Source organism: Idiomarina sp., assembly GCF_048260185.1.
GTDB lineage: Bacteria > Pseudomonadota > Gammaproteobacteria > Enterobacterales > Alteromonadaceae > Idiomarina.
This window is the reverse complement of sequence record NZ_JBLXHB010000001.1, coordinates 1,093,345-1,116,566: the sequence shown is the minus strand read 5'-3', so window position 1 is coordinate 1,116,566 and position 23,222 is coordinate 1,093,345. Positions and strand designations below refer to the sequence as shown.

The following is a 23,222-nucleotide window of genomic DNA, read 5'->3' as shown; positions in this document are numbered from 1 at the left end:
CATGACACAAGTTGCTTCCACCAACAGCCCACTATTGCACGCAGAGCAGCTAAGCTCAATCCGTGGCGGGCGAGTATTATTTGAAAATCTCGACTTTTCAGTGAGTGCGGGCCAGCTGTGGCAGGTTAGCGGGCCTAATGGTGCCGGAAAATCGTCGTTACTGCGAATTCTCACCGGATTGTTGGGACCCTCCAACGGCGTCGTATATTTTGACGGTCAGCCGCTCAACCAAAATTGGTCAGAGTATTGTCAGCAGTTACTATTTATCGGGCACAAAGCCGCGGTTAAAGGCGAGCTAAGTGCGCTGGAGAACTTTCACTGGCAGCAACAGTTATCCTCTGTGCAAGACGTTGATGCCTGGGACTTGCTCGAGAAGCTTGGGTTGCTGGGTTTAGAAGACGAATTAACCACGCGACTGTCTGCCGGGCAGCAACGCCGAGTTGCATTAACTCGGTTATGGGCGACGCAGGCTTCGCTGTGGATATTAGACGAGCCCTTTACCGCGTTGGATGTACAGGGAATCGCTTTATTACAACAACGCTTTGTCGAGCATTTAGATGCAGGTGGCACCATTATTTTTACCTCGCATCAGTCACTGACTTTGTCAGGTTTAACGCCTGAAAAACTGTCTCTGGAATACCGGGGCGAGGCGCTATGAGCCAACTTTCCAACAGACAAACCTGGTTAACTCTGCTGAAGCGGGATCTTAGAATAGCCGCACGGCGACGCAGCGATGCCTTAAACCCTTTGCTCTTTTTATTAATGGTTGTGACGTTGTTTCCGCTAGGCATTGGCCCTGGTCCCGATATTTTGGCTCGTATTGCCCCCGGAATTATTTGGGTAGCCGCTTTACTTGCCAGCTTGCTGGGGCTTGAACGTTTGTTTCGCGATGATTTTCAGGACGGCACCCTGGAGCAGCTGTGTTTATTGCCGCAGCCTCTGGCCTTTACGGTTACGGCGAAAATGACGGCGCACTGGCTGTTAAGTGGTTTACCGCTGGTTATTCTGTCGCCCGTTCTGGCTTTGCTGTTGAGTTTACCGTTACAGGGGTGGTGGGCACTGGCGCTAACTTTGTTGCTGGGAACTCCGGCATTAAGTGCGTTGGGAGCTATTGGTGCGGCATTAACTCTGCAGGTTCAGCGTGGAAGTTCGCTGGTCAGTTTAATTTTAATCCCGCTTTTTATTCCCTTATTGATATTTGCCACGGCAGCAGTCGAAAATGCCTCAATGGGGCTTGCAGTTCATGGTCAGTTAGCGATACTGGCGGCAATTTCAGTTTTAACCGTAACATTGGCTCCGCTGGCTGTAGCAGCTGGCATTAGAATGAGTGTGAATTGATATGTGGCGATGGTTACATCCTTACGCAAAACCCGAAGCAACTTATAATCTGTTGCAAAAGCTGCTGCCATGGTTTGTGGCATTAACACTTGTAACCCTTATTACCGGCGTAATTTGGGGACTGGCATTTGCTCCGGGAGATTATCAGCAGGGCGACAGTTACCGAATTATTTTCCTGCATGTACCGGCGGCAATTTTTTCTATGGGTGCTTATATGGGCATGGCCATTATGGGAGGCATTGCGCTCATCTGGCAGATAAAAACAGCGGAATGGGCTATTCCAGCAATTGCGCCTGTCGGGGCGGCACTAACCATTGTTGCCTTATTAACCGGGGCTATTTGGGGCAAACCCATGTGGGGCACCTGGTGGGTGTGGGATGCAAGACTGACCTCTGAACTGATTTTGTTGTTTCTTTATGTCGGCGTTATGGCTTTGTATTTTGCTTTCGATGACGCCAGAACCGGTGCCAAGGCCGCGGCTATTTTATCTTTAGTGGGGGTTATCAATTTGCCCATCATCCATTTTTCGGTGGAATGGTGGAACACTCTGCATCAGGGCGCGACCATTACCAAGTTTGAACGACCTTCGATAGCAACCAGTATGTTAATTCCGTTATTAATCTGTTTGGCCGGCTTTGCGTTTTTAACCGTATCCTTAGTGATGATGCGGTTAAAAAATGAGATACTAAGACACGAATTACACCGCCCCTGGGCACAGCAACGGCTGGAGCAAGACTAATGGCTTTTGATAGTTTTACTGACTTCGTCGCTATGGGTGGTTACGGACTTTATGTTTGGTTGTCATTCTTTTTGAGTTTTGTTGTTCTTGCCGGAGTTGCGTTAGAAACTTTATTGGCAAAACGACAGTTGGTTAAGAAAAGCCGGCAGTTACAACAGCGTCAACAGCGCTTAGCCAGACGCACAGCCAACCGTGCAGCAGTAGGAGACGGTAATGAACCCAAGACGTAAACAACGCTTAACCTGGGTCGCTATTTTAGTGATTGGGGTTTCGGTAGCAACGGGACTGATGTTGTATGCATTAAGCCAAAGTATCGATCTGTTTTATACCCCCTCTGAGCTGGTTGAAGGTAAGGGCAAGGATAAACAAAAGCCTCAGGTTGGCCAGCGAATGCGAGTTGGCGGCATGGTGGTTGAAGGTTCAGTAGAGCGCAACAGAGAAACTCTGGAAGTTTCTTTTAAAGTCACAGATATCGGGCCTGAAGTTACCGTGTTATATCAGGGGATTTTGCCGGACTTATTCCGCGAGGGGCAAGGCATTGTCGCTCAGGGTGAACTGATTGAGCCTACCGTGTTAAAAGCCAGTGAAGTTCTGGCTAAGCACGACGAAGAATATATGCCGCCGGAATTGGCAGAGCAGATGAAAGGCATCAAACATGTAAACCCAAATACAGTTGAAGAAGGTGAAGGGCAATGATTGCTGAAGCAGGACATCTTGCCATAGCCATTGCGCTGGCTTTTTCTGTACTACTGGCGGTTTATCCTTTATGGGGTGCGGCAAAAGGCAACGGCGGCATGATGGCATTAGCCCGGCCGTTTGCTTACGGGCAGTTTTTCTTTACTGCTATTGCTTTTGCTTTATTAGTCTGGGGCTTTGTCAGCAACGACTTTAGTATCGCTTATGTTGCGGCAAACTCGAATACTCAGCTGCCAGTTGCGTATAGGGTGACGGCTGTCTGGGGCTCACATGAAGGCTCTTTTCTTCTATGGATGCTAATGCAGGCAGGTTGGATAGCGGCAGTCGCGATATTCTCCCGCTCAATGCCATTGCCGATGATAGCCCGAGTACTTGCTATTCTGGGCCTGGTCAGTATTGGCTTCTATTTGTTTATGCTAACGGTTTCGAATCCGTTTGACCGGAGCTTGCCGTTAATACCGGTGGACGGGCGCGACCTTAATCCACTACTGCAAGATCCCGGCATGATCATTCATCCGCCGTTGCTGTATATGGGCTACGTCGGGTTCTCCGTCGCTTTCGCTTTTGCTATTGCTGCTTTATTGTCCGGCAAGCTTGATGCTGCCTGGGCACGCTGGTCGCGGCCCTGGACTCTCGCTGCATGGATTTTCCTGACCCTGGGTATAGCCATTGGTAGCTGGTGGGCATATTACGAACTTGGCTGGGGTGGCTGGTGGTTCTGGGACCCGGTTGAAAACGCGAGCTTTATGCCATGGCTGGTAGGAACGGCATTACTGCATTCCCTTGCCGTAACCGAAAAACGGGGCAGTTTTAAGTCCTGGACAGTATTGCTGGCTATATCAGCTTTCAGTTTAAGCTTGTTGGGCACCTTTTTGGTGCGTTCTGGTGTTTTGGTTTCGGTGCACGCGTTTGCATCCGACCCCACCCGCGGCTTGTTTATTCTGATACTGCTGGGGCTGGTTGTCGGTGGCTCGCTTATTTTGTATGGCCTGCGTGCAGGCAAAATGCAAAGTTACAGCCGTTATGAACTGCTGTCACGAGAAGTTATGCTGCTGGGTAACAATGTCTTATTAATGGCTGCCATGGTGGTTGTGTTCCTGGGAACCATGTTACCTCTGGTTCATAAAGAGATCGGTCTGGGTACCATTTCTATTGGTGAACCCTTCTTCAATGGAATTTATAGCTGGCTGGTTATCCCGTTTGCATTAATGCTGGGCCTTGGTCCTTTAATGCGTTGGCGCAGACAAGCTATGAAACCACTTCTGAAGCCACTGGCCTTAGCGCTTTCTTTGGCGCTGATTCTGGCTTACACCCTTCCTAAGATTTGGGCAGACGAATTACCTGCATTAGTGGTTATCGCTCTGTTTCTGGCATTTTGGGTGGCTCTGGCTACATTGACCGAAGTGCAGCAAACAGTAAAACAACAGAAACAGGGCTGGGCCGGGCTGACCAAAATATCGGGTAGCCACTGGGGAATGGTTCTGGGGCATTTAGGTTTTGCTGTAACGCTCATTGGTATTACGCTGGTTTCAAATTATGAACAGGAACGTGATATTGCGCTTGCTCCGGGGCAATCGGTTGAAGTTATCGGTTATAAAGTGGCGTTCGAAAGCCTGCAGCATCGGGAAGGACCTAACTACGATGCCGACGAGGGATTATTTACGGTTTACAAAGACGGGCAGAAAGTAACGCAGTTAACCAGCGAGAAACGTTTTTACCGGGTACAACGCACCAGTATGACGGAAGTAGGACTGGATGCGAGCTTACTGCGCGATATCTATATTGCTATGGGCGAGCCGCTGGATGATGAAACCTGGGCCATTCGTTTCTATATCAAGCCTTTTGTCCGCTGGATTTGGCTGGGGGCTATTATTATGGCAATAGGTGGTGCTATGGCATTGGCCGACAAACGGTATCGGAAGCGCGGTAAAAAGGAGATAACCAATGACTAAGTTTCGTTGGTTGATCCTATTTGGTCCGCTGGTTTTATTCGCTGGTTTGGTGGTCTTTTTACTTAAAGGCCTTGGCAGCGATCCGACCGAGCTGGATTCAGCACTGATAAATGAGCCCGTACCCCAGTTTAAGGCACGCGATTTGTACGAAACCGAGGTAACTTACGACCAGTCGGTGTTACACGAGGGCCCGCTGCTGCTTAACGTATGGGCGACCTGGTGTCCTACCTGCCGCGCCGAGCACGAGTTTCTCAATGAGTTAGCATCAAGAGATGTGCCTATTGTGGGTCTCAATTATAAAGACGACTCCCGGGAAAAGGCCGTTAACTGGCTGAATACGCTGGGTGACCCCTATATCGTTAATTTATTCGACCCGAAAGGCGAGGTTGCGTTTGAATTTGGTGTTTATGGCGCACCAGAAACCTATTTTATTGACCATAAAGGGGTAGTACGTTACCGCCATGTGGGTGACGTGAATGAACGCAACTGGTCAAATAAACTGCAAGGCATATACCAGCAATTGCTGGAGGAGGCCGAATGATCCGCTCATTGCTAGTGACTGTTGCCGCTGTGTTTGTATTGATTTCTGCAGCGTCGGCAGAAAATGAAAACAGTTATCAGTTTGATAATGAACAACAGCGTGCAACCTACCAACAGCTGACCAAAGAGCTGCGTTGCCCTAAGTGTCAGAATCAAAATATTGCTGACTCTAATGCGCCTTTAGCTGAAGATATGCGGGACCGTAGCTATCAGATGCTAAAAGAGGGCAAGTCACGGGAAGAAATTATCCAGTTTATGGTCGCCCGTTATGGTGATTTTGTGCATTACCAGCCACCTTTTACAACGGTCACCAGTGTTCTTTGGTGGGGGCCTTTGCTGATTGTTGTTATTGGTATTGGCGTTGCCATTGGCTTAACCCGCAAGAAAAAAGCGGCAGTTGAATTAACACCGGAAGAACGTGAACGTTTACAGCAATTGAGGAAGTCGGGCGATGAGTAGTTTATGGTTACTAATGGTGTTGATGTTGCTCGTTGCTGTGGTATTCGTATTTTTGGCTACAGGAAAGCAGCGCCGTTATCAGAGACGTCAGGATGAGAATCAGCGCTGGTATGAACAACGCCTTTCAGAGCTTGAAGATGAGCGTTCTCAACATGGGCTGCCGGAAGAAGATTATCAGCATGCAAAGCAGGAGCTGGATAAGACCTTTCTGAATGACAGTCAGGACGTTGAAGAAAGCGTTACCTGGCGTCGGGCCCCGCTTATTGTGCCAATTGTATTATTGGTGGTGATGTCAGCAGGGCTTTATTGGGCTTTTGGTAGCTGGCAGCTGCAACTGCAGGCGGAAGATGCGCGCAAACAGTTGCCGGAGTTAGGAAAAACCCTTTTGCAGCAACAGAACCAGCAGGCCAGCCGCGAAGACTTAAATACCTTTGCGTTGGGTTTACGGCAAAAGCTGATGCGGGAACCAGATGACGCAGTTGCCTGGTGGATTTATGCTGGATTAATGGTTGATCTGGGAGCCGCTGAAGACGCCGATGAAGCTTTTCAAAAAGCCCTGGAGCTTGAGCCTGACAGAGTAAACACCTTAGTCAGTTACAGCCGGTTTTTATTAATGTCCGGAACAGAAGGCGGGCAGCCTAAAGCGGCTCGCATGCTAGCCCATGCACTGCAGCAGGAACCTGACAATATCGAAGCCTTGTCATTACTGGGGTTTGTGGCCTTCGAGCGTCAGGACTGGGAGCAGGCTATTAATGCGTGGCAATTATTAAAAGAGCGTTTACCGGAAAGTTCCAGTAGATACCAGGCGGTTGTTAATGCACTGGAAAACGCAAAAAGCCAGCAGGAAAATGCTGAGATTCAATTACAGATTACTGTCGAAATAAGTGACAATATGCGCCATCATTTACCTGCTGACGGTACAGTTTTTGTTTATGTCACAGGTTCTGAACAGCCCATGCCGGCGGCGGTTGTACGCCAGCCTGTCAGTGAGTTCCCCATTACGGTAACCTTATCGAATAATAATGCTATGTTACCGGACTACAAGTTGAGTGACCTCGACGAGTGGTTGGTGCATGCGCGTATTTCGCAAGATGAGAAAATCGATCGCCAGGTGGGTGATCTGGAAGCTGAGACTGTCGCTATACAAGCTGAAGGATCAACTGAATTAACTTTGACTTTATCGACCCGGATTGACGAATGAAAAAATATGGTTTTTTAATACTACTTTCCCTGTTTATGGTTGGGTGTTCATCGACACCTGAAGACCCTTATGCCGATCCACGTGACCCGTTTGAAGATTTTAACCGTGATATGTGGGAATTTAACCGCGATGTTGATAAAGCGGTGCTAAAACCAGCCGCTGAAACTTACGAATATATTCCTCAGCCAATTCGTTCATCGTTATACAATGCAGTAGAGAACCTCGATGAACCCTCGTCTTTTGTAAACAATCTGTTGCAATGGAAAGTGGCCGATGCCGGCATTTCACTGGGACGGTTTGTGGTTAACTCGACGGTTGGCCTGGTCGGTCTGTTTGATGTAGCAACCCCAATGGGTCTCACCAGACGTGAAGAAAGCTTTGGTCAGACATTAGCGGTATGGGGCGTGCCTGAAGGCCCTTATTTAATGTTGCCGCTTTTAGGCCCAACCGTTGTGGTAGACCGGGGTGGTGACTATGCCGACGGTCAGTATTTTCCGTACCCACTGTTGAGCTGGCCGGTAGACGTGGCTCGTTACGCAATAAAAGGTCTGGAAACACGCTTGCGCCTGCGTGATCAGGAACAAGTACTGGAAAACTCTCTCGACCCTTACTCTTTTGTTAAAGACGTTTATTATCAGCGCTGGCAGGATCAAGTGTTTGATGGTAACCCGCCGATTGAAGAAGAAAACTTTGATGACTTTGACGATGACTTCGACGAAGACTTCGATGATTACGACGAATGAGTCGACGAGTCTTATTGACGATTAGCCATTCCTGAACAATGCTTAGGGCATGAGTCATAACTAAGAAGTGACAATGCCCCGAGCACACATCGCATTAATTGAAGACGATCCGGTATTTCAGTCTGTCGTCAGACAGTATCTGGTAAATAGCGGTTATGATGTGTGTTGTGCTGATGATGGTAAGCAAGGTATTAAGCTTTGTCAGGAAGAATGCCCGGACATTGTGCTGTGCGATTTAAAACTACCCGACATTGATGGCCTTGAAGTCATTGAGCAACTGCTTAAAGTTTGTACTCAAATTCCAATTATTGTCATCTCCGCGTCTGAAAAGATGTCCGATATCCGTGAGGCGGTTCGCCTTGGTGCCTGGGATTATTTGGTTAAACCTGTGCAAGACCTTAGTGTGATTGAAAACGCTATCGAGAATTGTCTGCAACGTTACCAATTGGAAGAAACTTACCTGCACGATGTGTGGGAGCTGGACGCACATATTGATATTTTGTATCAGGACGACGTTATCATTGGGCGGCTGGTTGAGGAGTTGCTGCCGGACGGGCCATTAAACCTTAATGGCTACCAATTTAATTGTTCGATTAATGACTCTGAAAAGGCTCCCATCTGGATTGACTATCGGCCTTTAACCGAGGGAAGAGTTTTAGTCATTATGGCTGCTGCGCAAAATGCTACTGAGCAGAATCTGCTGCCCTTACTGGTATTAAAAACTCTTATTGACCCGCTTATTCGCCAGCATTTGTCCGGACACGATAATACCTTGCTTGCACCTGGGTTGTTATTACAGCATTTGAATCACGAGCTTTGTCATTCACAGGTGAGAACCGCTTTTGATGCTCTGGTGGGCATTGTGGATACGACTAAGCATAGTTGGCTATGGGCTCAGGCTGGAGATAAATTTGAGCCAGAGCCGGGAGCAAAACCCGACCTGGCGTTAGGTATCTGGCAGCACGCCAATTTTCGTGAGCACCGAATAGAACATTTACATAAGTTGCATTGCGGGCACGAGAACACGGAGCTTACTGTGACTGCTGTGCCTCAAACTGTTTGATGGCTTTATCAAGGTATGGCAGTGACATATTCAAATTAATGGGTTGTGTAAATAGTGGGTAACCAATACCTGCCGCTAGTAAAGCCGGAACTTTCCACCAACCTTCGACTTCTACAATAAAGAAGAAAATAAGACAAATAGGCACCAATTTAGCCATATTACAAATGAGGCGGCGCGGCACCGGCATTTTTTCCTGTGCCATTGATAAAATCATAGCTCGCTGAGTAAAGCTGTAGTTAGACAGTTGCGGAATGTGACGCGAAGAAAAATATAAAGCCATAGTCAGTCTTTCATTTGAATTTTGTTAATTGGGTTGCATTATAACATGGGAAAAGGTTATAAACTTGCGCTTCTGAAGTGAACAGAATTTAAGGACAGCTGTTATGGTCAAAAAAGTCGTTATTCCAGTAGCCGGGCTCGGAACTCGGATGTTACCTGCTACCAAAGCCATTCCCAAAGAAATGTTGCCGTTGGTCGATCGCCCCCTTATTCAATACATTGTTGAGGAATGCGCCGCTGCAGGTTTGACCGATGTCATTCTGGTCACTCACTCAAGTAAGAACTCGATAGAAAACCACTTTGACACCAGCTTTGAGCTGGAAACGACTCTGGAGCAGAGGGTAAAGCGCCAATTGCTGGCTGAAGTAAAAGCTATTTGTCCTGAAAAAACCACAATTATGCATGTTCGTCAGGGTGTTGCAAAAGGTCTGGGGCATGCCGTTCTGTGCGCGCGTCCATTAATTGGAGATGAGCCTTTTGCCGTCGTATTACCTGACGTCCTGGTTGATGAAGCCAGTTGTAAACTGAATCGCGATAACTTAGCTGAAATGGTGAAAAACTTTGAAGCAAGCGGGCATTCACAAGTCATGGTCGAAAAAGTGCCGCAGCAAGACGTCAATAAGTATGGCATAGCCGATATTAATGGCGCGGAGTTGAGTCCGGGTGAACAGGCTGGTATTACTCAACTGGTTGAAAAGCCGTCAGTTGAAGATGCACCGTCAGATTTAGCCGTAGTTGGTCGCTATGTCTTTTCAGCTGATTTATGGCCGCTGTTGGAGAAGACTCCGGTGGGGGCAGGCAATGAAATTCAGTTGACTGATGCCATGGCAATGCTGTTGGAAAAACAACCGGTTAATGCTTATTACATGAAAGGCAAGAGCCACGACTGTGGCAACAAACTAGGCTACGCTCAGGCTTTTGTTGAACATGCTTTGCGACACTCGGACTTGGGTGCCGACATGAAAGCCTACATTCAGTCTCTGAAATAAAGGTCTTTTAACGGGACTGGTACTTAAGTATCAGTTCCGACAAAGTTTTTGCACAAGGTCCGGTTAGTTCTGCTTTGGGTAATACCATATACAAACTGCCTTTGCGCGAACTGCTTCCCTCAACTTCTATTTTAGCCAGTCTGCCAGAATCTAAATCTTCCTGAGCGATGTAGCCTGGCAACCAGCAAAAACCTAATCCGTTACGAATGAGTCTGAGAGCTTCATCAAAGTGGCTTACCGTCCAGCGTTGCTCGGCTTTTAACCAGCCTTCGTCTTCTACCGGCTGGCTGCCGGTATCCTGAATGACTATTTGCAAATATTGAGACAGCTCGTTCTGGTTAATAGGTTGTTCCAGCTTTGCCAACGGGTGTTCAGGGTGACAAACCAAATCCATACTGTACTGACCTATAGGCTCTCCGATAAAGCCGCGGGGCAGGTGGTGTGTAATAACGACATCAGCTGTTTGTTCCTGAATTTGCTCGACGGTGCCGGTAAGCACGGTATCGTTGATAATCAGTCGACTGCCCCGACTAAGCTGTTGGAATTCATCCAGCACAGGAATTAGCAGACTGCGGTCAAATACCATTTCTAACGCAAGTTTAACTTCCGGCTCCCAGCCTTGCTCGAGGTTATCCGCCAGTTGCTCTATTTCTTCGGTCAGATTGGTTAACTGACGAGAGCGGCGAAGCAAAACTTCACCCGCCGCGGTTAGGTGAGCTTTTCGGCCTCTGACTTCCAATAACTGTACACCTACCACTTGTTGCAGTTTGGCAACAGCGTGGTTGAGCGACGACTGGCTCTTGTTCAGTGCTTCAGCCGCATGCGCGTAACCGCCACAGTCAACAACTGCCTGCAGGATACGCCATTGCTCAATGGTCGATTTCGGTCGGTAAACACTCATCTTGATTCCACTCCGGTGGGGCTAAACCCGAGCGGTAATCACTGCTCGAATCGGTGCCTGGTAACCTTCAATAGTCTTATTTGTGTCATTTGGATCAAGAAAATCGGCTAACGACTCGCCGGTCATCCAATCTGTGCGCCGTTGTTCATCTATTGAGGTAGTATTATGGTCAACCACAGAGATGTCTTTGAACCCTAATCTTTCTAACCAGACGGACAACGCACTGGCGCTGGGCAAAAACCAGACGTTACGCATTTGCGCGTAACGCTCACCAGGCATCATGACGGTGGTTTCATCACCTTCCACAACAATGGTTTCTAACACCAACTGACCGCCCGGGCGGATTAAAGACTTGAGTTGCTGTAAAAATTCAACAGGTGAACGACGATGATAAAGCACACCCATACTGAATACGGTATCGAAGCTTTTAAGTTCCGGCATATGTTCAATACCAACCGGGAAAAAGTGTGCCCGTTGCTGCCAGGACAAAGGCATTAACTGACTAATGGCTCTGAATTGCATGAGAAAAAGCTCGCCCGGGTCAATTCCCCAAACGTGTTCAGCACCGGCTTCCAGCATCCGCCATAAGTGATACCCGCTCCCACAGCCAACGTCCAGCACCTGACGGCCGTTTAGGTCATCTAAATGTGGTGCTACGCGTTGCCATTTCCAGTCAGAGCGCCATTCTGTATCGATAAAAACGCCGAATAAATCAAAGGGGCCTTTACGCCAGGGCTGTAACTGCTGGAGTAGGCCGGTTAAGCGAGCCCTGTCGGCATCAGAGGCCTCATCTGCTTCGCCTATCTGCACGGTATCGGACAATTTAACGTGTTTTGCGGTCAAGTCTGGCAATTGTGTTAGAACCCGCTGCCAGCGTTTTAAGTTCCCGTGAGGGTTATTCTTAAAGGCCGTAAGTTGAGGCGCCAGAGTATCCAGCCACTGGCTGTGCGGACTTTGCACAAGTGCGCGAAGTTCTTTACTGAAATCAACCATAATATCCCTTATTTAACGGCCAGCATGGCGGCAAAGTTAAAGCACTGAAACCAAACCGAGCTGTGCTGAAAACCGGCTTTTTGAAAACGCTGTTGATGAGCCTGCAATGTATCAACTTTCATCACGTTTTCGATTGCCGCTCGCTTTTGGCTAATCTCAAGTTCACTGTAACCATTGGCTCGCTTAAAATTGTGGTGCAGTTCAATGAGCAGGTCATTCATAGATTCATCCGGATGACGTACTTTTTCGGCGACTAATAACGCGGCACCTTTATTCATACCATTAAAAATGTTCTGTATAACGGCGTCTCTTTTATCCTGGCTAATAAATTGCAAAGTGAAATTTAGCACCACCACTGACGCATTTTTAATTTTGGTGTCGGCTAGATCCTGACAGTGAAGCTCAACCGGGATTTGGCTTTTGAAACCATCCAGATGCAGTTGCGCGCGTTCTATCATGGGTTGAGAGTTGTCTATTCCAATAATTTTGCAGTTTTCTGTCTGCTCGCAGCCTTTACGCATAGCAAGCGTCGCTGCTCCTAATGAACAACCCAAATCGTACAAGTGACTATTAGGCTGAACATAGCGGCTAACAATTTGTGGCAACGTCTGTAGGATACTGGAGTAGCCCGGAACCGACCGGTTAATCATGTCGGGGAATACTTCGACAACCTGCTGGTCAAAACAGAAGTCAGAGATGCTGGGCAAAGGCTTTGAAAATATCGTGTCATGTTGCGTCATAGAAGCTACTTTTATTCGATAAGAGTTCAGATTAATGGGCATTTTACCGATAAATGCTACTGACGCACAGGCAATATTCGACTAAAATCCGCGCTATTGCTGTGGAGGGTAAAACATTGAAACGAGCTTTGGGTATAGCAAGTGTTATTTTTGCTGTTTATTCTGCCTTTTTATCTTGTAGTTACGCAAGTCAGCCGGAAGGCTGGCTTGAAGACTATGACAAGATACGTGTAGGTGTGCCTGAGCAACTGGAACCTTTAGTTTCTATAGAGGGAGATAAAGCTAAAGGACTGGACGTCGACTTAGTGAATCAATTTACCCGGGGATTATCTATTGATGTTGTCTGGAAGCCTTGTGGTCATTGGCAGGAATGCCTTGATGCGTTAAAGAATAAAGATATTGATGTCTTAACCAGCGTTTCTTATTCGGTTGAACGTAACCAGTTTATGGATTTTACCCAAAGCTACTGGTCTATGCCATGGGCCGTTGTTTCGCTGGATAATATGCGAAAAAGTGATGGTAGCGTTGCGTTAGAGCAATTGAATAATAGCAAAGTTGGTGTAGTAAAAGGTTATAGTATTGAACCTGAATTGTCACAACTCAGCAGCATACATACCTTACCGGTTAATAATATCCGGGAGGGGATGAACTTATTGAGAAATGGCGTTATTGATTATTATGTCGACAGCTTGCCTGTATTGGTTAATGAGCTGCAGATACGCCCGGTTCCCGGCTCTAGTTTATCCGTTATTGATAAGGCTGAAGGCGAAGCTTTATACCTTGCCGTACGAGATGACTGGCAGCCTTTAGTCACGGCGCTGAATCGTGGTATTGATTCAGTTACGGTTAGTGAACGCAATAAGCTTAAAAATAAGTGGTATGGATTTGAGTTGGAGCGAGGCTGGAGTAACGAGGAGTTACTTGGGGTTCTGGCCAAAGCTGGTTCTATCGTGCTGCTTATTATTGTTGGTTTCGTTATATGGAACAGTCGACTGAGAAAAGAAATTAAGTTACGTAAGGCCGCGGAGAGACGAATTCGGCATATTGCGACCCACGACGAACTGACAGGACTACCTAATCGAAATTTAATGCAGGATCGCCTGGAGCAGGTCTTGAGTCAGAACGAAAGAGCGGGGAAACCTTTTGCCGTTCTGTTTCTTGATTTAGATGGTTTTAAAAAAATAAATGACGACCATGGTCACAATTATGGTGATGAGCTCTTAATACATGCAGCTCACAGAATGGGCAGCCTGTTGCGCCGTTCAGACACTGTCTGTCGTCATGGCGGCGACGAGTTTGTAATTATATTGCCGACAGCAAATAACGTTGGCTCTGCACTAGCGGTATCCCGCAAGCTGGTGGTGCAGTTAGCAAAGCCATATAAAATTAAAAAGAAATCGCTAGAAATTAGCGTATCTATTGGTATTGCTATTTACCCAAAACATGGGGTAAACGCAGAGGAGCTACTGCGCTCTGCGGACAAAGCCATGTACCGGGCAAAAGCCGCTGGTAAAAATGATGTGCGTCTGGCGGGAGACGACGGATGACATTCGGCGTCAGTCCGCTATAATGTTGCGCTTCGTAAAAACATTCATTGCAACAGCTGGCAGGATTAACGCGCATGCGAACTCATTACTGTGGACAAATAAATGCTGAATTGGCGGGACAAGAAGTCACGCTATGTGGTTGGGTCAATAAACGCCGGGACTTAGGCGGCTTAATTTTTATTGATCTGCGTGACCGTGAAGGGATGCTGCAGGTCGTTTTCGACCCGGATCAAAAAGCGTTATTTGAGACAGCAAACAGTCTGCGTCAGGAATTCTGCGTACGCTTAAGCGGCAAGGTTAATCGTCGTCCGGAAAGTCAGGTAAACAAAAACATGGCAACCGGCGAAGTCGAACTGCTGGCAACCGATTTAGAAATTCTAAGTCGTTCAGAACCGCTTCCAATCGACTTTAATCAGCAAGTGAGCGAAGAAGCGCGACTGCGTTATCGCTACCTTGATTTACGTCGTCCGCAAATGAACGAAAAACTTCAGTTCCGCGCTAAAGTAACCAGCGCGGTACGTCGTTTTCTGGATGACAGCGGTTTCCTCGATATTGAAACGCCAATGCTGACCCGCGCAACGCCGGAAGGTGCGCGTGATTATCTGGTGCCAAGCCGTACCCACAAAGGTCGCTTTTTCGCGTTGCCACAAAGTCCTCAGCTGTTTAAACAGTTGCTGATGATGTCGGGCTTTGACCGTTACTATCAAATTGTTAAGTGCTTCCGCGACGAAGACTTACGTGCTGACCGTCAACCTGAATTTACTCAGATAGATATTGAAACCTCTTTTATGACTGCTGAACAGGTCATGCAAATTACCGAGCAAATGGCTCGTGACCTCTTCAAGCAGCTACTTGATGTGGACCTGGGTGAATTCCCGAGCATGACCTGGCATGAAGCCATGCGCCGCTTTGGCAGTGACAAGCCTGACCTGCGTAACCCGTTGGAGTTGGTAGATGTTGCCGACGTCTTAAAAGATGTTGAGTTCAAAGTATTTTCAGGCCCGGCGAATGACGAAGAAGGCCGTGTTGCTGCTATTCGTTTACCGGGGCAGGCTGAAAACGTTTCACGCAAGATGATTGACGAATACACACAATTTGTCAGCATTTATGGCGCAAAAGGTTTAGCCTGGATCAAAGTAAACGACCGCAGTGCAGGCAGGGAAGGGTTGCAGTCACCTGTTCTTAAGTTCCTGCCGGACGAAGTGATTGAGCCATTGTTAGAGCGCACTGAAGCGCAAACGGGCGATGTTCTGTTCTTTGGTGCCGATAAAGCGAACGTTGTTGCTGAAGCTCTGGGGGCTTTACGCCTGAAGTTAGGTAAAGACTTTGAACTGGTCAGTAACGAGTGGAAACCGCTATGGGTTGTCGACTTCCCAATGTTCGAAGTTGCAGACGACGGAAGTCTGGCCGCGTTACACCACCCGTTCACCGCGCCGGTCAATGTGACTCCTGAGGAGCTAAAAGCTAACCCGGCAGCTGCTATTTCAAACGCCTACGATATGGTGTTGAATGGTGTAGAGTTAGGTGGTGGTTCGGTTCGTATCCACGAAAACGCAATGCAGCAGGCGGTGTTTGAAGTTTTAGGTATTGAAAAAGACGAAGCGCAGGAAAAATTCGGCTTCCTGCTTGAAGCATTGAAGTACGGCACGCCGCCACATGCTGGTTTAGCTTTTGGTTTAGACCGCCTGGTAATGCTAATGGTTGGCGCAAGCTCCATTCGCGACGTTATTGCCTTCCCGAAAACAACCACTGCGGCTTGTGTTCTGACCGACGCGCCGGGTGCAGCGAACCCGGCAGCATTGCAAGAGCTGGGCGTAAAAAGTATTGTGAAGGAAGACGAGTAATCAACAGAGGTGAAAAATGGCTGGTCATTCCAAATGGTCTAATATTAAGCACCGGAAAGCCGCGCAGGACGCTAAGCGCGGCAAAATCTTTACCAAGTTAATTCGTGAAATAACGGTCTCTGCCCGCGAAGGTGGCGGAGACCCTGAAACCAACCCGCGTTTACGTGCGGCTATCGATAAAGCCTTATCCAATAATATGAAGCGCGACACCATAGATACTGCGGTCAAACGCGGCTCGGGTGATCTCGAAGGCGATAATGTTGATGAACTGACTTATGAAGGTTATGGCCCCAACGGGGTGGCTGTCTTGCTGGAATGCATGACCGATAACCGTAACCGGACGGTGTCCGATGTTCGCCACGCGTTCAGTAAGTTAGGTGGTAACTTAGGTACCGACGGCTCTGTTGCCTACTTATTTAATAAGAAGGGCGTTATTAGCTATGCTGACGGTGTGACCGAAGAGCAGGTTATGGAACCGGCGCTGGAAGCCGGCGCGGAAGATATTCTTGCTTATGATGAAGGGAGTATCGATGTCATCACATCGCCGGAGAACTTCGGTGCCGTTAAAGATGCTCTGGATGCAAAAGGGTTGGAAGCCGGAAACGCGGAAGTGACCCAGGTGCCTGATACCCGGGTTGATTTGGACGAGGAATCCGCACGAACCTTTTTAAAACTGCTGGATGCGCTGGAAGACTTAGATGACGTGCAAAACGTTTATCACAATGCCGATATCTCTGATGAGATCATTGCGCGACTGGACGACTAAGTGGCGATTATTCTGGGTATCGACCCGGGTTCGAGACTGACCGGCTACGGCGTTATAGAGCAGCGCGGACGGCAACTGAATTACCTTGGTAGTGGCTGTATAAAGGTTATTGGTACCACTAAAGAGCCTTTGACCCTGGCGGAAAAACTGCGTCGCATTCATGACAGCGTCAGTGAACTCATTACTCAGTTTAAGCCAAACGAATTTGCAATAGAGCAAGTGTTTATGGCAAAGAACCCGGATTCTGCCTTAAAGCTTGGGCAGGCGCGTGGAGCGGCGATTGTGGCTGCGGCGTGTGCAGAGCTTCCGGTAGCAGAATATTCAGCGCGCCAAATTAAACAATCTGTGGTGGGTAACGGCGGGGCAGAAAAGTCTCAGGTTCAGCATATGGTGATGGCTTTACTGAATTTGCAGCGTTGCCCTCAGGAAGATGCCGCAGATGCACTTGCTATTGCCTTATGTCATGCTCACAGTTCACAAAACCTGATTAAAATGGCAGGCGCCGCGCGTAAAACTGTGCGCGGCCGTTTGCGTTAATGGAGTAAAAAAGTGATAGGTCATATTCAGGGCGTACTTACCAGCAAGCAACCGCCGGAAGTGGTATTAGATGTACAGGGCATTGGTTATGAAATTCAGTTGCCAATGACCTGCTTCTATCAATTGCCGCCGATAGGGGAAACCATTAAGTTAATCACGCATTTTGTGGTGCGCGAAGATGCGCAACTATTGTATGGTTTTATTTCTGCTTCAGAACGTTCGCTGTTCCGACTACTACTGAAAACTCAGGGAGTTGGCCCGAAACTGGCTTTGGCTATTTTATCCGGCATGTCAGCAGATGAGTTTGTCATGGCGGTGAATCAAAACGACGTTACTCGTTTGGTAAAATTACCGGGTGTAGGCAAAAAGACCGCAGAACGCCTGGTGATTGAAATGCGTGACCGTCTCAAGGACTGGCAGTCGTCTACGCCATTTACTGACCGGGCACCGTTGGATAGTCAGGGTATGGATGCGGGAGAGCATCCGGCCGATGCAAGAACCGATGCTATTAGCGCCTTGCAGTCACTTGGCTATAAAGAAAATCAAGCTGAAAAAGCCTTGCAAAAAGTGTACTCTGCAGAACATAACAGTGAGACCTTGATTCGACTGGCACTAAAACAGCTGTCGTAAGGAAACCCCATGATAGAAGCCGATCAAATACCAACTCAACGGCTCATTGAACCCGACGTACAGGGTGAAGATGAGGCTGTTGATCGTGCCATACGGCCTAAAACTCTGGCGGATTATACTGGGCAGAAGCATGTCGTTGAACAGATGGGAATTTTCATTGAGGCCGCGCGTAAACGTCAGGAAGCCCTGGATCATCTTTTAATTTTTGGTCCTCCGGGGTTGGGTAAAACGACGCTGGCGAACATTGTGGCGAATGAGCTGGATGTGAGTATTAAAACAACTTCCGGTCCGGTTCTGGAAAAAGCCGGTGACTTAGCGGCATTGCTGACTAACCTTGAAGCACACGATGTTTTATTTATTGATGAAATTCATCGTTTGAGCCCGGTTGTCGAAGAAATTCTTTATCCGGCTATGGAAGACTATCAACTGGATATTATGATTGGTGAGGGTCCGGCCGCGCGTTCGATTAAATTAGACTTACCACCTTTTACTCTTATTGGAGCCACCACCCGTGCTGGCGCGCTGACGTCACCGCTACGTGACCGCTTTGGTATTGTGCAGCGTCTTGAATTTTACGATGTTAACGAATTAACCGACATTGTGGCGCGGTCGGCTCACTTTATGAATGTCCGGATGCTTGACGGTGGAGCCCGGGAAATAGCACGCCGCTCAAGAGGAACGCCACGCATAGCTAACCGTTTATTGCGTCGGGTACGCGACTACGCCGAAGTCAGAGGCAATGGCGACGTTGACGAAGCAACAGCCAATGCAGCGTTGACCATGGTGGATGTTGATCAGGCTGGTTTTGATTATATGGACCGGAAGCTGTTATTAGCCATTATGGAAAAGTTCATGGGTGGGCCTGTGGGGTTAGATAACCTGGCAGCAGCCATAGGCGAAGAAAAAGATACCATTGAGGATGTTCTGGAACCTTATTTGATTCAGCAGGGCTTTTTACAACGCACGCCGCGAGGACGTATAGCGACTCCCAGAGCTTATCAGCATTTTGGCTTAAAGCCCGAAAAATAGGTAAAAAAAAGCCCGCACAATGTGCGGGCAAACAGAACAACAAGAAGGAAGTTAAATCCAGGGAACTATTGCTGAATAAACAATCTCAGAAAAAGTGACAACCAATCTCTTCGTCTTTGATATGCTGGGTATTATAAAGTTAATCTGATTCTGATCAAACAAGAAAAATTAGATGTTCGCATTATAATAACTAATCTGGAAGTTGTGTTCTTTGTACAAAAAAAGCGCAACATATTTGTAACAAAAAAGAAAAAGCTCTAAAAATCATGGTTTTGATATTTTGTTTTTTTCGTCCTGTTATAAAAAAAAGTCTGCTGATAAAGTAATCAGTTGTGGTTTTAAGGGCTTCTTTACAAAATATTACACAAAGGTAACTTTTCGGAACTTTACTTGAGGTGGTAATGTCTCATTATGAATTTAAATGGCCTATCCGGGTTTACTACGAAGACACGGATGCAGGTGGTATTGTTTATTATGCTAATTATCTCAAGTTCATTGAAAGAGCACGAACCGAGTGGTTAAGATCATTAGGGATTGAACAGGATACCTGGTTAGCTCACAATATAGCCTTTGTGGTTCGCAAGGTAGAACTGGATTTACGGCAGGCGGCTAAGTTTAATGCTGAACTAAGAGTTACTGTCAAAGTTACAAAGATTAAGAAAGCCTCTTTGGCTTTCGAACAACAAGTTTTGGCGAAGGATGGCAGTGTGCATTGCCAGGCAACAGTGTTAGCAGCCTGTGTTGATAATCAGGCGATGAAAGCTGTCGCTATTCCGGAACCGATAATATCGCGTATTCAGTCAGGGGTTTAAAGCGTGGAAGCAGAACTATCGTTTATTGATTTATTCATGCAAGCCAGTTTCTTGGTCAAGCTGGTGATGGTTATGTTACTGGCGATGTCGGTATGGGGCTGGGTGTTAATTTTTCAGCGCAAAAAAGTGTTGAAGCAGGCTCGAAATGACGCGCTAAAATTTGAAGATAGATTCTGGTCAGGCGTTGATCTTGCACGTCTTTATCAGGAAATTTCTGCTCGCGCCAAGAATGCGCGGGGAATGGAGTTACTGTTTCACGCTGGCTTTAAAGAGTATGCCCGGCTGCGTAACCACTCAACAACAAATACACAAACTATGCTTGAAGGCGCCTTTCGTGCAATGCGCGTGGCGCACGCTAGAGAAACCGAAAAGCTGGATAACAACTTAGGTATTTTGGCCACTATTGGTTCTATAAGCCCTTATATTGGTTTGTTTGGAACGGTATGGGGAATAATGAATGCCTTTATCGCTTTAGGTGCCGTGCAACAGGCTACGCTGGCTATGGTTGCACCGGGTATCGCCGAAGCACTGATTGCAACTGCGATGGGTCTTTTCGCAGCGATACCGGCTGTTATTGCTTACAACCGATTCACCACCAGTGTGGAAAAAGTTGATAATCAATACATGAACTTTATTGATGAATTCATCTCGATTTTACAGCGACAGTCGTCGGCTCAGGCTGGCAAAAGTAAAGTAGAGGGCGAAACGGTATGATGGTAATGCCGCGCAAGCGTCGTAAGCCGGTTGCGGAAATTAACGTAGTACCTTACATCGACGTGATGCTGGTTCTGCTGATCATCTTTATGGTAACAGCTCCTTTAATCACTCAGGGGGTTAAAGTTGACTTACCGGAAGCAACGGCCGAGCCTCTTGCTGAAGAGAGTAAACCACCTTTGGTTGCATCGGTTGATGCTGAAGGGCGTTACTATTTAAATCAGGGAGATTCTCAGGATACGCCCATGCAGGCTGATGAACTCGCAACTCTGGTTGCTGCTCACTTGCAAGTTGAACCAGATACTCCTGTTATGGTCAATGGTGATGGAGCGGTGTCTTATAATCAAATTGTGCAACTGATGGTGTTACTGCAACGAGCGGGTGTGCCTTCAGTCGGTTTAATGACAGATTCGTCGGATAATTAGTTGTGGCAAAATCAGATAGCTTAACCTTACCGCTGATATATTCGATTGTCATACACGCTGCGATTGCAGGTGTGTTATTGATTAGCTTTGAATTTACCCCCTCAACGCCGGAGGCGATGGAGGTGAATTTAGATCAGAGCGAACTGGATATGTCAGAAGAGATTGTTAGCGCGGTCACCGTTGATAAATCCAAAGTTCAGCAACAGGCGGATAAAATTCGTCAAAAGAAAGCTGAGCAAGAGGCGGCCGAACAGCGCCGTATTGAAAGACTTGAGCAAAGAGCTGCCGAAGCGCGTAAAGCGAGAGAAAGAGAAGAACAGCGCAAGAAAGAAATTGAACGTCAACAGGAGCTTGAAAAGCAGCAAGCCGAAGAAGCACGTAAACAAGCTCAACAAGAGAAAAGAGAGGCGGAACGTTTAGCTGAAGAACGGGCTAAAGCCGAAGCGGCAGCGAAAGAAGCCGAACGTCGTAAACGCGAAGCCGAAGAAGCCGAGCGGCGTGCTGAAGAGGAGCGCAGAAAACGCGAAGAAGAACGCCGTAAGCGTGAAGAAGCGGAACGTAAAGCTGCGGAACGAGAAGCTCAGCTGCAAAAAGAAATGGAAGAAGAGCGTGCACGCCGGCAGGCAGCTCGCCGTCAACAGGTACTCAGTGAAGTTGAAAAGTATCAGGCGCTTATTCAGCAAACTATTCAGCGAAACTGGAATGTTGATGACTCAATGCGTGGCAAGTCATGTGAGTTAACCATACGAGTAGCTCCAAGCGGATTCGTTAAGTCAGTAGACACCGGCAGTGGCGATGCGAACGTTTGTCGTTCAGCTCAAAATGCCGTATTAAAAGCTACAACGCTGCCGGTTTCTGAAGATCCGGAAATTTACGAACAAATGAGTACAATTAAACTGACTGTAAAACCGCAGTTGTAACAAGGTGACCGATGAAAAATCTATTAATTAAAAGCATTTTACTCTTTGTTGCGCTAACCGCTTTTGCGCGTGCCGGGGTACTGGAAATCGTCATCACGGAAGGTATTGATACCGCGCGGCCGATTGCTGTTGTGCCTTTTCAGTGGAAAGGGGAAGGAGAGGCGCCAAGCGAAATTACCGATGTTATTGCTGCAGATCTTATGCGTAGCGGTAAATTTAATCCGATTCCCACAAGTGCTATGCCGCAACGTCCGGCTGCTGATGATGAGATCGATTATTCGGCCTGGGCAAAAATGGGCGTAGAAGCCATTTTGGTTGGCTCAATAGAACCGTATTCAGTCGACCGCTATATGGTTAAGTTTGAAATTATTGATGTGCTCCGGGGACAAATTACCGGTGGTAACTCGCAGATGTTACGCAACGGTGAGTTGGTGCAGAGTAATGACCATGTTCTTGATTCACGCTCCAGTGTTATTGATGGTGATCAATTTCGCTCTTATGCACACCGAATTTCTGACGTGGCGTATGAAGCATTAACCGGCGAGCGTGGTGCTTTCATGACAAAAATCGCTTATGTCACGGTAAACCACGATGACCGTTATCCCTATAAACTTGCGGTTGCCGATTATGACGGAGCGAACGAGAAAATATTGTTACGTTCACCAGAGCCACTGATGTCTCCGGCCTGGTCTCCAGATGGTAATAAATTGGCTTACGTTAGTTTCGAGAATAAAACGGCAGAAATATTCATGCAGGATATTTATACCACCCGCCGTGAGAAGCTTACGTCCTTCCCGGGGATAAATGGTAGTCCGGTTTTCTCGCCAGATGGTAAAAAGTTAGCTATGGTTTTATCTAAGGATGGAAATCCTGAGCTTTATGTCTTTGATATTAAAACTAAGGACTTGCAACGTGTTACTCGTAATCGTACGATTGATACAGAGCCGAATTGGACACCAGATGGTGAATCTTTAGTGTTTACCTCAGAAAGAGGTGGCAGACCGCAACTATATAGCGTAAATTTATCATCAGGTCAGGTTCGTCGGTTAACCTTTGATGGTGAACAGAATTTAGGTGGTACCTTATTACCGTCTGGCGAAGATATGATTTTAGTGAACCGTACACGGGGTAACTATCATATAGCTAAGCAAGAGTTTCCACGTGGAAATATGCAAGTTTTAACGAAAACGGCATTAGATGAGTCGCCTAGCGTGGCGCCAAATGGCAGTATGATTATTTACAGTACTACGCACAATAATAAGCAAGTGCTGGCTTTGGTTTCTATTGATGGACGTTTTAAAGCACGATTACCGGCAACCGATGGTGAAGTTAAGTCACCGGCTTGGTCGCCATTTATGTAAAACA

27 protein-coding genes are annotated in these 23,222 nt (G+C 47.3%); 23 read left to right on the top strand and 4 right to left on the bottom strand.

What is annotated here, in order from left to right:
• Position 1: 1 nt before the first annotated feature.
• The 11 genes from ccmA to ACN0RF_RS05410 all read left to right on the top strand — a co-directional run bounded on the left by ccmA (position 2) and on the right by ACN0RF_RS05410 (position 8,731).
• The gene (gene ccmA / locus ACN0RF_RS05460) at positions 2–658 is read left to right on the top strand and encodes a cytochrome c biogenesis heme-transporting ATPase CcmA (protein ID WP_417438290.1); all 657 of its coding nucleotides are present in this window, start codon (positions 2–4) and stop codon (positions 656–658) included.
• The gene (ccmB, locus tag ACN0RF_RS05455) at positions 655–1,338 is read left to right on the top strand and encodes a heme exporter protein CcmB (protein WP_011234356.1); all 684 of its coding nucleotides are present in this window, start codon (positions 655–657) and stop codon (positions 1,336–1,338) included. Before ccmA ends, ccmB begins: the two co-directional genes overlap by 4 nt.
• 1 nt (position 1,339) lies before the next feature.
• A complete protein-coding gene (locus tag ACN0RF_RS05450; protein WP_417438289.1) occupies positions 1,340–2,077 on the top strand; it encodes a heme ABC transporter permease in 738 nt (245 codons plus the stop codon).
• A complete protein-coding gene (ccmD, locus tag ACN0RF_RS05445; RefSeq protein ID WP_011234354.1) occupies positions 2,077–2,307 on the top strand; it encodes a heme exporter protein CcmD in 231 nt (76 codons plus the stop codon). The genes ACN0RF_RS05450 and ccmD overlap by 1 nt, the downstream gene beginning before the upstream one ends.
• Complete coding sequence (gene ccmE / locus ACN0RF_RS05440) at positions 2,291–2,773, top strand: cytochrome c maturation protein CcmE (RefSeq protein WP_417438288.1); 483 nt, start codon at positions 2,291–2,293, stop codon at positions 2,771–2,773. Before ccmD ends, ccmE begins: the two co-directional genes overlap by 17 nt.
• Positions 2,770–4,725, top strand: coding sequence for a heme lyase CcmF/NrfE family subunit (locus ACN0RF_RS05435; RefSeq protein WP_417438287.1), 1,956 nt, complete (start codon positions 2,770–2,772; stop codon positions 4,723–4,725). Before ccmE ends, ACN0RF_RS05435 begins: the two co-directional genes overlap by 4 nt.
• On the top strand, positions 4,718–5,266 hold the full coding sequence (locus ACN0RF_RS05430; protein ID WP_417438286.1) for a DsbE family thiol:disulfide interchange protein: 549 nt from the start codon (positions 4,718–4,720) through the stop codon (positions 5,264–5,266). The genes ACN0RF_RS05435 and ACN0RF_RS05430 overlap by 8 nt, the downstream gene beginning before the upstream one ends.
• Positions 5,263–5,724 carry a cytochrome c-type biogenesis protein gene (locus ACN0RF_RS05425; RefSeq protein WP_034819809.1) on the top strand — a complete coding sequence of 154 codons (462 nt, stop codon included), beginning with the start codon at positions 5,263–5,265 and terminating at the stop codon, positions 5,722–5,724. Before ACN0RF_RS05430 ends, ACN0RF_RS05425 begins: the two co-directional genes overlap by 4 nt.
• Positions 5,717–6,925, top strand: coding sequence for a c-type cytochrome biogenesis protein CcmI (gene ccmI, locus ACN0RF_RS05420; protein ID WP_417438285.1), 1,209 nt, complete (start codon positions 5,717–5,719; stop codon positions 6,923–6,925). Before ACN0RF_RS05425 ends, ccmI begins: the two co-directional genes overlap by 8 nt.
• Positions 6,922–7,668 carry a VacJ family lipoprotein gene (locus ACN0RF_RS05415; protein ID WP_417438284.1) on the top strand — a complete coding sequence of 249 codons (747 nt, stop codon included), beginning with the start codon at positions 6,922–6,924 and terminating at the stop codon, positions 7,666–7,668. The genes ccmI and ACN0RF_RS05415 overlap by 4 nt, the downstream gene beginning before the upstream one ends.
• A 73-nt stretch (positions 7,669–7,741) precedes the next feature.
• Positions 7,742–8,731: a response regulator gene (locus ACN0RF_RS05410; RefSeq protein ID WP_417438283.1), complete on the top strand. Its 990-nt coding sequence runs from the start codon at positions 7,742–7,744 to the stop codon at positions 8,729–8,731.
• Here ACN0RF_RS05410 and ACN0RF_RS05405 read toward each other — a convergent pair.
• The gene (locus ACN0RF_RS05405) at positions 8,700–9,011 is read right to left on the bottom strand and encodes a DUF6170 family protein (protein ID WP_011234346.1); all 312 of its coding nucleotides are present in this window, start codon (positions 9,009–9,011) and stop codon (positions 8,700–8,702) included. The genes ACN0RF_RS05410 and ACN0RF_RS05405 overlap by 32 nt on opposite strands.
• A gap of 103 nt (positions 9,012–9,114) precedes the next feature.
• On the opposite strand from ACN0RF_RS05405, the gene galU reads away from it, so the two are divergent.
• A complete protein-coding gene (gene galU / locus ACN0RF_RS05400; RefSeq protein ID WP_110012737.1) occupies positions 9,115–9,999 on the top strand; it encodes a UTP--glucose-1-phosphate uridylyltransferase GalU in 885 nt (294 codons plus the stop codon).
• A 7-nt stretch (positions 10,000–10,006) separates the two neighbouring features.
• Here galU and ACN0RF_RS05395 read toward each other — a convergent pair whose 3' ends face one another.
• From ACN0RF_RS05395 to cmoA, 3 genes are read right to left on the bottom strand one after another with little or no spacing between them, the layout of a single operon-like run.
• Positions 10,007–10,900 carry a LysR family transcriptional regulator gene (locus tag ACN0RF_RS05395; RefSeq protein WP_034819822.1) on the bottom strand — a complete coding sequence of 298 codons (894 nt, stop codon included), beginning with the start codon at positions 10,898–10,900 and terminating at the stop codon, positions 10,007–10,009.
• A gap of 21 nt (positions 10,901–10,921) precedes the next feature.
• Complete coding sequence (cmoB, locus tag ACN0RF_RS05390; protein WP_110012736.1) at positions 10,922–11,893, bottom strand: tRNA 5-methoxyuridine(34)/uridine 5-oxyacetic acid(34) synthase CmoB; 972 nt, start codon at positions 11,891–11,893, stop codon at positions 10,922–10,924.
• A gap of 8 nt (positions 11,894–11,901) precedes the next feature.
• On the bottom strand, positions 11,902–12,633 hold the full coding sequence (gene cmoA / locus ACN0RF_RS05385; protein WP_417438282.1) for a carboxy-S-adenosyl-L-methionine synthase CmoA: 732 nt from the start codon (positions 12,631–12,633) through the stop codon (positions 11,902–11,904).
• Positions 12,634–12,686: 53 nt separating this feature from the next.
• Between cmoA and ACN0RF_RS05380 the strand changes: the two genes are divergently transcribed.
• The 11 genes from ACN0RF_RS05380 to tolB all read left to right on the top strand — a co-directional run bounded on the left by ACN0RF_RS05380 (position 12,687) and on the right by tolB (position 23,218).
• Positions 12,687–14,180, top strand: a complete 1,494-nt coding sequence (locus tag ACN0RF_RS05380; protein WP_417438281.1) for a diguanylate cyclase domain-containing protein — start codon at positions 12,687–12,689, stop codon at positions 14,178–14,180.
• A 74-nt stretch (positions 14,181–14,254) separates the two neighbouring features.
• Entirely contained in the window at positions 14,255–16,024 is a 1,770-nt protein-coding gene (gene aspS / locus ACN0RF_RS05375) for an aspartate--tRNA ligase (protein WP_417438280.1), read from the top strand.
• Positions 16,025–16,040: 16 nt separating this feature from the next.
• Positions 16,041–16,790: a YebC/PmpR family DNA-binding transcriptional regulator gene (locus ACN0RF_RS05370; protein ID WP_417438279.1), complete on the top strand. Its 750-nt coding sequence runs from the start codon at positions 16,041–16,043 to the stop codon at positions 16,788–16,790.
• Positions 16,791–17,327 carry a crossover junction endodeoxyribonuclease RuvC gene (gene ruvC, locus ACN0RF_RS05365; protein WP_417438278.1) on the top strand — a complete coding sequence of 179 codons (537 nt, stop codon included), beginning with the start codon at positions 16,791–16,793 and terminating at the stop codon, positions 17,325–17,327.
• A gap of 12 nt (positions 17,328–17,339) precedes the next feature.
• The gene (gene ruvA, locus ACN0RF_RS05360; RefSeq protein ID WP_417438277.1) at positions 17,340–17,957 is read left to right on the top strand and encodes a Holliday junction branch migration protein RuvA; all 618 of its coding nucleotides are present in this window, start codon (positions 17,340–17,342) and stop codon (positions 17,955–17,957) included.
• A gap of 9 nt (positions 17,958–17,966) precedes the next feature.
• Entirely contained in the window at positions 17,967–18,986 is a 1,020-nt protein-coding gene (gene ruvB / locus ACN0RF_RS05355; protein WP_034819840.1) for a Holliday junction branch migration DNA helicase RuvB, read from the top strand.
• A gap of 401 nt (positions 18,987–19,387) precedes the next feature.
• The gene (gene ybgC / locus ACN0RF_RS05350; RefSeq protein ID WP_417438276.1) at positions 19,388–19,798 is read left to right on the top strand and encodes a tol-pal system-associated acyl-CoA thioesterase; all 411 of its coding nucleotides are present in this window, start codon (positions 19,388–19,390) and stop codon (positions 19,796–19,798) included.
• A 3-nt stretch (positions 19,799–19,801) separates the two neighbouring features.
• Positions 19,802–20,512 (top strand): protein TolQ, encoded by a 711-nt coding sequence (gene tolQ, locus ACN0RF_RS05345; protein WP_034819846.1) that lies wholly within the window; start codon positions 19,802–19,804, stop codon positions 20,510–20,512.
• Positions 20,509–20,937 (top strand): protein TolR, encoded by a 429-nt coding sequence (gene tolR, locus ACN0RF_RS05340; protein WP_286823460.1) that lies wholly within the window; start codon positions 20,509–20,511, stop codon positions 20,935–20,937. Before tolQ ends, tolR begins: the two co-directional genes overlap by 4 nt.
• 2 nt (positions 20,938–20,939) lie before the next feature.
• Positions 20,940–21,857, top strand: coding sequence for a cell envelope integrity protein TolA (tolA, locus tag ACN0RF_RS05335; RefSeq protein ID WP_417438275.1), 918 nt, complete (start codon positions 20,940–20,942; stop codon positions 21,855–21,857).
• Positions 21,858–21,868: 11 nt separating this feature from the next.
• Positions 21,869–23,218: a Tol-Pal system beta propeller repeat protein TolB gene (gene tolB, locus ACN0RF_RS05330; protein ID WP_417438274.1), complete on the top strand. Its 1,350-nt coding sequence runs from the start codon at positions 21,869–21,871 to the stop codon at positions 23,216–23,218.
• The last annotated feature ends 4 nt before the right edge of the window (positions 23,219–23,222 follow it).